The sequence below is a fragment of the Fulvivirga sp. M361 genome, from assembly GCF_007097395.1.
GTDB lineage: Bacteria > Bacteroidota > Bacteroidia > Cytophagales > Cyclobacteriaceae > Fulvivirga.
The window spans coordinates 18,515-29,357 of sequence record NZ_VKDC01000055.1 but is presented as its reverse complement, the minus strand read 5'-3'; the positions used below and the strand labels follow the sequence as shown (position 1 = coordinate 29,357).

The window sequence follows — 10,843 nt, the reverse complement described above, 5'->3', positions numbered from 1 at the left end:
CAATGGTAAAGTTGGCGACTTCTATCTGGTCGGTTACGGTTACCGTCCAGGTTTCCGTATCCGAGTTGTTATCATTATCGGTAGCCGTGATTTCAATTTCATATACATTGTCAGTATTGGCATCCGCAGGGCTTTCAAAGTCTCTGCCTACCATGCTGACCACACCGGTAGTGCCGTTGATCGTAAAGTCTGCCGCATCTGCCCCGCCGCTGATGGTATAGGTCACATTGCCTATTGGCGTATCACCACTAAGGTTAGGGGTCACCGAAGTATAGACCGAATTTTCATTGACATTGGCATTAGCGATGGCATCAATTTCAAAAAGTCTACACTCACCGGCTGATGGGGTATGTCCATTGATTGTCCAACTGCGATTGTTCACTAATTCATTAACAACATCAGCTACATTGGTACCATATTGAAGACCATCTGCATCCAGTATTACATTATTTGCACTAGTGTTGGTTTCCCAGCCGATGAGGGTAGCCGAATATTTATTACAATCCATACCACTGTTGATGAACATGTTATTCCTATTTATAGCATTGGATGTCCAACTGCCTAAATACTGATTAAATGAACTGGCATCTTCAAACATGTTATCCATATTTGTGACAAGGCTAACGTCCCATGCATTCAGTGGTTGATTAAAACCTGAGGCGTTCGAAAACATACTCCTCATATTTGTAACATTGCTCACATTCCAGGCTTCAATATCCTGGTTGAAATCTCGGGCATTGGTAAACATACCTCCCATATCAGTAACACTGCTCACATTCCAGGCTCCAATATCCTGGTTGAAATCTCGGGCATTGGTAAACATACCTCCCATATCAGTAACATTGCCCACATTCCAGGCTCCAATATCCTGGTTGAAAGATTCGGCAACGGCAAACATACCTCCCATAACAGTAACATTGCTCACATTCCAGGCTCCAATATCCTGGTTGAAATCTCGGGTATTGGAAAACATACCTCCCATATCAGTAACATTGCTCACATTCCACCCATTCAATGGTTGATTAAAAGATCGGGCAAAGGCAAACATTGCATCCATTGCAACTACATTACTCACATCCCAGGCTTCAAGGTTCTGATTGAAAATTGTCGCATTCTGAAACATGGATCCCATTTCTGTCACATTTCCCACATTCCAGCCCCCTATATCCTGGTTAAAAGATCCGGCTTCATGAAACATGTGTTGCATATTCGTCACGTTCCCCACATTCCAGCCCCCTATATCCTGGTTAAAAGATCCGGCTTCATGAAACATGTCTTGCATATTCGTCACGCTCCCCACATTCCAGCCCCCTATATCCTGGTTAAAAGATCCGGCTTCATGAAACATCCAATCCATCAATATGACGTTTCCTACATCCCAGTTATCCAATGGCTGATTAAATGACGAGGCGCTCCTAAACAAGCCGGTCATGTCAGCAATGTTACTTACATCCCAGTGATTTACCGGTTCATTAAAAGCCTCACATTTTTCAAACATACTGATCATAGAAACTACCCCACTCAGATCGGGCGCATCGGTTGCCGGTACAGTCAGGTTGGTACAACCATGGAATGCCCCTTCCATGCTGGTCCATGCAATAGCCCCCCATTGATTTATCTCGAGAATCTTGTCCTTATCAACGGCTACATCATCAAAATGGATACGTGGGAAATCACCGGTAATTGTTACCGTATGATTGCCCGCTGACGCATAAGTATGCGAGATATTATCCGTTACATTGGTATCTATACTACCATCCCCCCAATCTACTGTGTAATTGAAACCAAATCCGGTTATTGGTATTGTAATTTGTTCATTAGGTGTAGTGGTTTGCCAGGTGGTGACGAAACCTTGTCCATGAACCGCAATGGCAGGCAGAAAGACTAAGAAGAATATTATAATTTTTTGGTAGAAATCACTCATATGCCAAATATATTTTAAAGAAAATCAGAATATAAAACCTAAATAGCATCCTGATAGCCCCATTATTTAAACCGTATGTTTACATAAAAATATCTCCTGGTTCTGCTTCGTTTTATGTCAGCTTAATTATTAAAAAATATTTTTGGCTGTCTTAAAACGTCGTATGATCCGTTTGTGATTTTTAAAAAATGATACAACTCAATATCAAAATGACTAGTTATATTAATGGAAACTATTACAATTCAGGATTTAATTGAACAAATCCATTAATCTCATATTTTAAATTGCATGTTTACACTAAAAAAATCTTATGGCCTACGTCATTTTACGTCAGCTTAATTATTAAAAAAGTTTTTAGCTGTCTTAAAACGTCGTATGATCCATTTGTAACTCTGAAAAAATCACACAATTTGATATTAAAATGACTGGTTATATTAATAGAAATTATTTTAATTTAAGATTTGATTTAATATTTCTATTAATCACATATTTTAAATTGCATGTTTACACTAAAAAAGTCTTATGGTTTTACGTCAGCTTATCATTAAAAAGTATTTAGCTGTCTTAAAACGCCGTATGATCCATTTGTAATTTTGAAAAAATCATACAATTTGACATCAATAGTCAACTATAATTAAAGAGTCATTATCACAATATTTAAAAAATTATTCCCCTCTAATATTATATATTAATCACTTCCTGGTAACAATATGTAACCGTCAAGTTCCATTCCCAGATGTTATTTATGAGGGTGTTTCTTTTAAAATGGATAAATAATTTCAAAAATTCTGCCAAACCCTACGTGCAGGTAATAATATTTGGTTCTTTCATTAAAACCGAATTTTTATTGCATAATTCACATAAAAGGCAAAATTTGTTTTACAAATTCCGGCTAATATTTTCAAAATCTTCTATTGAACAGGTACAAGAAATATCTTTAAACATCAAATATTCTTTGTAGTTGAGATATTTCTGACCTTGAAAGGCACATTACCTAAAAATACCTCCTTTTAATTCTGAGTAGCCACTCAATGACGTTGCCAAATAAAGATCTTCAGCGTGAAGTTGCTGCTATTTGCAGCATCACAAAGCCTGATAAAAACTATCATTTATAATATAATCATTGCTGGAAAGCCAGGGCTTTGTGCGGCATTGGTCAGGTTATTATGACTCATCCATGCGAAGGGAAAATTATTAAATATATGAAGATCTATTGTAGGAGAAAGTCTATTGTCTACTTCAATATATATCGGCTCGAGCCCCAGTTGGTGGGTTAGTATGCCATACCGGAGATTCTTCACCTCATCATAACTGTATGCAATTAAAAATTCAGAAGCATAGTCAATACCATCGCTGATGCGTGCTGTAATTACTTCACTTATGTTTTCCCGTCGTATGTTATACTTTTTCTTTTAATACCACCTGGAGTGGCAAATGTTAAGATTCTTCGACTTGTATCAACCGGTCATCCTCACCACTTTTGAATAAGGCTTTCACTTTTGGTTTCCTGAAAATATCCAACTGTATTGCTAATATCCGATATCATGAACAACATTAGAAAAAGAAGATATTCCGAATTGTTATACGTTGAAAACGAGAGATCTAAATTTTGAGTTTTACTATCAAATCATTCCACGATAATCTCCTCCACAAATATCCAACTACCCAGCCCGTATGGTACCATGGTACCATACGGGCTGGGTTTCCATGCTGTCGGTGAGTACTTTCAGGTATTTGATTTTGGCGGGATTGAATTCTGAGTTAAAATATTGAATATCATTGATTTTGAAATCAGGACTAAGTGGGCTTTCATTGGTCGCCTTTCCCAAAAGCCTAAAATCTTTCCCATTTAAAAGGCCATAATAAGAAACACTTTTTGGAAAAAATACAATGTGATTGACTACCTGCAGAAATGCGCTTGAAACTTTATTGTATGGATGGAATATCGTTTAAAGTCCGTCAAGACGACAAAGTGATCAATAAAACCATCTATCTGATGATCGGCCTGAAAAATCAAGGCTATAAAGAGGTATTAGGCATGTAGCTGCATGAAACCTAGAGTGCAGCCTTCTGGATGAACCTCTTTACCTATGTAAAAGCTCGGGGACCGGAAGATATCTTCATTGCGCGTAGTGATAACTTGACCGGGCTCGAATCTGAAAAGTATGTACCTTACAGTTGTTGCTTAATACCAAATACACAAAACTATTTAGAAGCTAGCAGAAGCCTACATAATACCAAACTTTTTAAAAGCTTCTACCGTACTCATCCCCCCCTCTAACGCTCTCTTTACCAGCTGTTCTCCTCTTGCCTTCTCTATGGCACCTTCAAAAGCTTCCTTTTCAATTTCTCTGGGAATGATGAGCACTCCGTCCCGGTCACCATACACAATATCACCAGGGTTTATTCTGATGGCATCTATTTCGATGGCAATACCATAATCTATCACCTTACCCCTTGGCCCCTGGTCCTGGGCATAAGTACCGGCAGAAAAAGTTGGAAAATTTAGTTTTTCCAGTTCGTTCGTATCCCTGGAGTAACCATTTACTACGGCACCTGCCGCTTTTAACTTTATCGCACGCGTACTCATTAAGCCACCCCACAGCGCATAAGGAGAGGAAGCTCCGGTACAGATATATACTTCATTGGCCTTTAAACTATCTAAAGCTTCAAACATAAGACCAAAAGGTTTCTCCATAAGAGCATTATTACTCCCGGCCGTAGACTCGCTGAATACATCTGCTTCCAACACCGTCATTGCTCTACCAACAACGACCATGTCTTTCCGTACAGGCTTAATGCGAGGTGCCAGAAATTGATGCTGATATCCCAACTGGTCTAAAATATCTCCCACTAAAGCAATAAAAAGCTCATTCCTGGCTATATCAAATAGTTCTTCGTCTGACTTCCACATAGAAAATTTAGTCTTTGTTAATTTTAACTTCTACAGGGTTGTGCTTTTTTGAAGCTTCTTTTCCCAAATGGCTTTCCCAATCCCGGGAAGAGCCGAACTCTCCCCTTTTTTGCCATCCAAAACCCGCCCAATAGCTAAAATTATTTTCTTCGACCTTCATATGGGCCCATATATTATTACGGCTTTCGTCTTGATGAAGTGTGTCTTTAGCTGACAGGCTTGTCAGCGATTCAGGACCTGCCAGTACAGCAATGCCCAGATAAGAATCCATAAAAGGTTCCCAATACGTTACCCATCCTTCTTCTATATTTGAAGCTATTTTTCCATTACTCTGGTGTAAGGCAATGCCCACTGCCGCTGAATCCAGCGGTTTCCCGGAAATGTAAGATACCTCGCAATAGTACAAGTTAGAGCCAAGGTCAAGGGTTATTCTTTTTCTTTCAGTCACTGTATTCTCACCTATTTGAACCGGTGAGTACTCCAACTCAAATATGCTTCTGATGGGGCCGTTAGCCAGTACTCTCGAGGTAATGAAATTTTCGCTCAGCACATAGCTATTCTCCTGTACCAAAGCAGTTCCTCCGCAGCCTCTGGTAGTACCTACATGATAAGCGTCAAGACCTTCTCCATGATCCTCATGATACGATTTACCATTTTTATCTTCACGATACCATTTATCTATAATGGGATAATCCACGCTTTTTGTCCAACAATCCATCCCACTGGAAATCAACCCTGCCGGATTCCCTTGCTCATATAATTCCTGGCACCTGGGACCGTACGTTCTAAAAGCCACCTTATCGTTTTCCCAGGCAAAATCATCCATTCTCTCCGGAACCATCCTGCAAAAGGTCCGTTTTTGCCGTTCTATCTCCGTTATAGCAGTCTTTCCACCGGTTAACCTGAATTCTTTAGTCTGTCTTGCCTCAAAATCAGCCTGAAAGATCAGGAGGTCATTTATTGAATCCTGATCAGTATCTATAAGCTGAGTCGCTATTTTACGGCCACTATCATCTTCAATTGCCAAATACCTGTATTGTTCTTTAGAAAAATCGACAACGCTTTCTAATGGAATTTCAATGGTCTCAGCCTGCCTTGTAACACCGATACCATTAGATACGGCGATGGTATAGGTTGAATCGCCCGGGCCACATGAGAACATTTGAGTAATAAAATACAACAGTGCAGGTAATACAAAATGATAATGTCTCATAGATATTTGATTTATACTTCAAAAAGAATAAAATTAAGCATATCAAAATAGTTGGATATTGCCCAGATTCTTATGAATTTTTGCAAAAAATTATGTATCTAAGTTTTTTTTGCTAAAATTCATATAATGCCAAAGCCAAAGTTTTTATCTTCTGATCGACCGTCCGGTTCCGCCATTTCAGCGTGGTATTATGAAGCTCCTCATTTTCCCAATCCTCTTCATTATCATAAGGAACTGGAATTAGCTTACATCATCGAAGGGTATGGAACAAGATATGTTGGTAGCAGCATTAAATCTTATAAAAAAGGTGATATGGTTTTAGTAGGCGAAGAACTCACGCATGTTTGGATGAGTGATGACGTGTTTTATGAAGAGGATTGTAAGTTGTTGACAAAGGCAATCGTCGTAAAGTTTTACCCTGACTTTGCAGGAGAGGATTTTCTTAGAATTCCGGATGCATATCCTATTAACAAGGTGCTGGAAGAAGCGTCAGGAGGTCTTCGTATTAAAGGAGATACCAACAGGGTAATCAGTACGATCTTATATAAAATGCTGGATCAAACCTCATTAGAACAGATTGCATCACTGATCCAGATTTTGAGTTTAATATCCAAATCCGAAGATATTTATATATTATCCGATTTTGATCTTCATAAATCTTCCAACCCCAAAGAGAAAGATAGAATGAACAAGGTTATTCAGCATACTATGTTAAATTTTAAAGAAAACATAAGTCTTACTGAAATTGCCGAAGTAGCCAATTTATCAAAAAGCGCATTTTGCCGTTATTTCAAAAATACAGTCAAGAAAAGTTACAATGAATTCCTTTATGACATCCGGGTAGAGTTTGCGGGTAAAATGCTTTTGGAAAGTGATCTCGGGATCACACAGATCTGTTATGAATCCGGGTTCAATAACCCTTCGGCTTTTTCCCAGATATTCAAAAGGGTAAAAGGAATATCTCCTAACCAATATCGCAAAACCAATGCTATAGTACATTATTAGTGTTTCAAAAGATCTCTGCCACCATCAATTATGCAAATATTATCATATACCTGACCTAAAACTCTGTCCACGATAATATTCATACATAATACATCAAAATCTGTACACTCTAAAAGCTTTATAAATGTGAGATTGCTTATATAAAGTAAAGATGCAGCCTTCTTTCCAACGTTTATTTGAACGGCAAAAATTAGAGCTAATAGTACTACCGGCCAATTGCAGAAATAAAAAGTAGTATTCATACGCTTGTTTTCTGCTTCTGTTTAAAGAAACATGAATGAATACATGAATCAAGCGGAAGAAAATCAAGGCAATAATAATGAGCACATTATACCGTAGTAAGAAAGAATAGACCTATCGATAACCAATGAATTCAGATCACTTATGAAAAAAGCACTATTAGCATTATTTATAATTCCTTCCATTAGTCTGAGCTTACAGGCACAGTCCATTTTTGAAAAAGACCATATTAAGAAGCTTATGGATAAAGTGAATAGTTATCAATTAAACCACCCATGGAAAGAATATGATGATAACTGGATACGCGGAACATATTATGCAGGGGTAATGGCCTGCTATTTAGCCACAGAAGATCAGGCATTTTTAAAACAGAGTGATGCGCTATGTGAGACGTTAAACTGGACCTTACCTACCCTGCCTCCAAAACATGAAGCAAGCGGAGTGAATTTACTTACCATTGGGCAAACAATGTTGCAATCTTATATGGTAAAAAAGGAAAAGAAGAAAATAAGATTTATCATCGAACACCTGGAAAACCCTGAAATAAAGAACCCTGTATCCAACCCCGGTGAGTGGTACTATGAAGAGGAAAGGCGCTATGTAGACGGCTTATTCACAGGCCCTCCAACATTAGCAATGCTACACTCCATTACAGGAAATGATAAATACCTGCAGTGGATGGAAGCCTGCTTCTGGGACGTATACGGCAAATTATATGACACCGATGAAAATTTGTTCTATCGTGATAAACGCTTTTTCCCGGAAGCCATGGAAGAACGTAAAAACAATCCTAAATGGAAAGGAAATGAACAAGTCACTGCTGCGGGGAAAAAAGTCATTTGGTCAAGAGGAAACGGTTGGGCCTTCGCCGGTATAGCACGCATATTGGAATACCTCACCATGGAACATGCAAGTTACAAGAGGTATGAGCAGTTGCTTAAAAATATGGCCAAGGCCTTAAAGAAATGTCAATCCGAAGAGGGATTCTGGTATCCTAATCTTGCAGACCCCGAATATGCTCCATTTAAGGAAACCAGTGGAACGAGTTTCTTTATTTACGGCTTGGCTTATGGCATCAATAATGGCATTTTGTCCAGCGAGGAATACCTTCCGGTAGTAAAAAAAGCATGGAAATCTGTCACAGACGAGATCAGCGCCGAAGGTAAGCTGCAATGGGGACAGAAAGTAGGTGACCGTCCCGTACAATTATCAAAAGACGATTCTCATGAATATGTCTCAGGCACATTTCTATTAGCAGCCAGTGAAATGTATAAAATGAACAGAAACAACCCATAGCATCAAGATGACTGAAATTAATTACGAGGAAAGGCATGCGTCACACCCTGACGATGTAAAAAGGTATGACACAAACCAGCTAAGACAACATTTTTTAATAGAGAAGATCTTCGAAAAGAACAAAATATTGTTGACCTACTCGATGTATGATCGATTTGTTGCCGGTGGGGCAATGCCTTCGGAAAAACCATTGCCACTGCATACCATTGATCCTTTAAAATCGAACCACTTTTGTGACAGACGAGAGGTAGGTATTATAAATATTGGCGGAGAAGGCACCGTTACGGTAGATGACGAAGATTATGAATTAAGTAATAAAGAAGGGCTGTACATCGGTATGGGAGCTTCCTCCATCACTTTTAAAAGTAAGTCTTCCACAAACTCAGCTGTGCTTTATATCAACTCCACTCCTGCTCATCAGTCTTTCCCGACAACAAAAATAAGATTAAAAGATACTATTATGTTAAATCTGGGGAAACCGGAAGAGGCAAATGAAAGGCAAATCATACAATATATTGTGGCCTCAGGCATAAGGTCATGTCAGTTACAGATGGGAATTACATCACTAAAAACAGGCAGCGTTTGGAACACTATGCCCCCACATACCCATAACCGTAGAATGGAGGTTTATCTGTACATAGACTTACCTGACAATCAAGCCATAAGCCATTTTATGGGTGAGCCAAAAGAAACACGCCACATTTGGATGACCAACCGTCAGGCCGTAATATCTCCTCCATGGTCCATTCACTGTGCTTCCGGGACTTCAAACTACAGTTTTGTTTGGGGTATGGCAGGCGAAAACCTGGACTTTACTGATATGGATGTGGTGCACCCTCTGGAACTTAGATAATCATACAAACTGTGTCAGGCAGCTCTGACCCAATAGAAAAAATGATAAAAACAAAGAAAGAATTTGAGAGGCCCGCAATGAGAATGAATACGAAAACGAATTAACCATGCAACCAAACGGCAAAGTCAGGTGGCAAATTTTGACCTTAATATTTTTTGCTACTACTATCAATTATATAGACCGGCAAATCATTGGCATTCTAAAGCCTTTTATTGCCAATGATCTAAGTTGGGATGAAGCTGATTATGGTTACATAGTTACAGCTTTTCAAATTGCCTATGCAATCGGTTTGGTGACTACAGGCCGGTTCATTGATAAATACGGTACTCGCATAGGTTACGTATGGGCAATTGTTGTTTGGAGCATTGCCGGAATGGCCCACGCCGCTGCGCGAAGTGTTTTCAGCTTTGCCGCAGTTCGCTTTGTCCTGGGCATCGGCGAGTCTGCGAATTTTCCGGCTGCAGTTAAAGGGGTGGCAGAATGGTTTCCCAAAAAAGAACGTGCTTTGGCTGCCGGACTATTCAATTCCGGTTCTACCGTTGGGGCCATTTTAGCTCCGATTATGGTCACATGGATCACCATTTCCTTTAGCTGGCAATGGGCTTTTATTTTTACCGGGGCGTTAGGCTTTGTTTGGGTTATTTTTTGGTTAAAATACTATCAGGTCCCTGAAAAGCATCCTAAAATTACATCAAAAGAACTAGAATATATCGCTCAGGACGATATTGAAAAAAGTGAGGAAAAACCAATCAAATGGGTCGAGCTACTCAAGTACAAACAAACTGTTGCCATCTGTAGCACACGTTTTATTTCCGATTGGGTCTGGTGGTTCTTTCTTTTTTGGATACCAGATTTTTTAAGCAAAACACACGGAGTCAACATAAAGGAGGTGGTCTTACCGTTAATCACTATCTATGCCATTTCAAGTATTGGTGGAATTGGCGGGGGTTGGATATCGTCAAATTTCATCAAAAGAGGAAAGAGCATTGACTATGCTCGTAAAACAACCATATTGTTATGTGCTCTAATGATTTTGCCCGTGATGCTGGTCTCTCAAATGACAAATCTATGGGCTGCTGTCGGACTTATCTCATTGGCTGCAGCAGGACATCAGGGCTGGGCCTCCAATATTTTCACCGTAGTATCTGATATCTATCCTAAAAAAGCGGTCGGCTCCATGATGGGACTTAGTGGCTTCTTAGGAGCAATTGGAGGAGCGTTGTCAGCGTCTTTTGTCGGTATGCTACTGGATACGACTAAGAGTTATTTCCTGATTTTTTTGGTGGCTTCGTCGGTTTACTTAATAAACTGGATTATTCTTAAGGTTTCAATCAAAGAGATCAAACCATTGAAATTGTAATCTGCTCATCTTAATTTATCGACAAGAAGAAAATAATA

Annotated in this window: 8 protein-coding genes; 5 read left to right on the top strand and 3 right to left on the bottom strand. The window is 39.2% G+C overall.

Annotation, left to right across the window (positions count from 1 at the left end; translation table 11 throughout):
• Positions 1-1,924, bottom strand: a 1,924-nt coding sequence (locus FNH22_RS30130; protein WP_143402260.1) for a BspA family leucine-rich repeat surface protein, incomplete at its 3' end; no start/stop codon positions are given.
• A 1,933-nt stretch (positions 1,925-3,857) separates the two neighbouring features.
• Here FNH22_RS30130 and FNH22_RS30125 point away from each other — a divergent pair.
• On the top strand, positions 3,858-3,968 hold the full coding sequence (locus FNH22_RS30125) for a transposase (protein WP_185154501.1): 111 nt from the start codon (positions 3,858-3,860) through the stop codon (positions 3,966-3,968).
• Between the two features lie 183 nt (positions 3,969-4,151).
• On the opposite strand, the gene FNH22_RS30120 is transcribed toward FNH22_RS30125, so the two are convergent.
• Together FNH22_RS30120 and FNH22_RS30115 are read right to left on the bottom strand one after the other, a co-directional pair.
• On the bottom strand, positions 4,152-4,838 hold the full coding sequence (locus FNH22_RS30120) for an RraA family protein (RefSeq protein ID WP_143402258.1): 687 nt from the start codon (positions 4,836-4,838) through the stop codon (positions 4,152-4,154).
• A 7-nt stretch (positions 4,839-4,845) separates the two neighbouring features.
• Complete coding sequence (locus tag FNH22_RS30115) at positions 4,846-6,051, bottom strand: DUF4861 family protein (RefSeq protein ID WP_143402257.1); 1,206 nt, start codon at positions 6,049-6,051, stop codon at positions 4,846-4,848.
• A gap of 126 nt (positions 6,052-6,177) precedes the next feature.
• Here FNH22_RS30115 and FNH22_RS30110 point away from each other — a divergent pair, with 126 nt between their 5' ends.
• From FNH22_RS30110 to FNH22_RS30095, 4 genes are all read left to right on the top strand, one after another.
• Positions 6,178-7,056, top strand: coding sequence for an AraC family transcriptional regulator (locus tag FNH22_RS30110; protein ID WP_143402256.1), 879 nt, complete (start codon positions 6,178-6,180; stop codon positions 7,054-7,056).
• 384 nt (positions 7,057-7,440) lie between these two features.
• Complete coding sequence (locus tag FNH22_RS30105) at positions 7,441-8,592, top strand: glycoside hydrolase family 88 protein (RefSeq protein WP_143402255.1); 1,152 nt, start codon at positions 7,441-7,443, stop codon at positions 8,590-8,592.
• Positions 8,593-8,599: 7 nt separating this feature from the next.
• Positions 8,600-9,445: a 5-dehydro-4-deoxy-D-glucuronate isomerase gene (gene kduI / locus FNH22_RS30100; RefSeq protein WP_143402254.1), complete on the top strand. Its 846-nt coding sequence runs from the start codon at positions 8,600-8,602 to the stop codon at positions 9,443-9,445.
• Positions 9,446-9,584: 139 nt separating this feature from the next.
• The gene (locus tag FNH22_RS30095; protein ID WP_185154500.1) at positions 9,585-10,805 is read left to right on the top strand and encodes an MFS transporter; all 1,221 of its coding nucleotides are present in this window, start codon (positions 9,585-9,587) and stop codon (positions 10,803-10,805) included.
• Positions 10,806-10,843: the final 38 nt, after the last annotated feature.

Excerpts from the sequence above, each read along its gene's own strand:
- FNH22_RS30125 (WP_185154501.1), top strand. The coding sequence starts at position 3,858 with ATGGATGGAATATCGTTTAAAGTCCGTCAAGACGACAAAGTGATCAAT.
- FNH22_RS30120 (WP_143402258.1), bottom strand. The coding sequence starts at position 4,838 with ATGTGGAAGTCAGACGAAGAACTATTTGATATAGCCAGGAATGAGCTT.
- FNH22_RS30115 (WP_143402257.1), bottom strand. The coding sequence starts at position 6,051 with ATGAGACATTATCATTTTGTATTACCTGCACTGTTGTATTTTATTACT.
- FNH22_RS30110 (WP_143402256.1), top strand. The coding sequence starts at position 6,178 with ATGCCAAAGCCAAAGTTTTTATCTTCTGATCGACCGTCCGGTTCCGCC.
- FNH22_RS30105 (WP_143402255.1), top strand. The coding sequence starts at position 7,441 with ATGAAAAAAGCACTATTAGCATTATTTATAATTCCTTCCATTAGTCTG.
- kduI (WP_143402254.1), top strand. The coding sequence starts at position 8,600 with ATGACTGAAATTAATTACGAGGAAAGGCATGCGTCACACCCTGACGAT.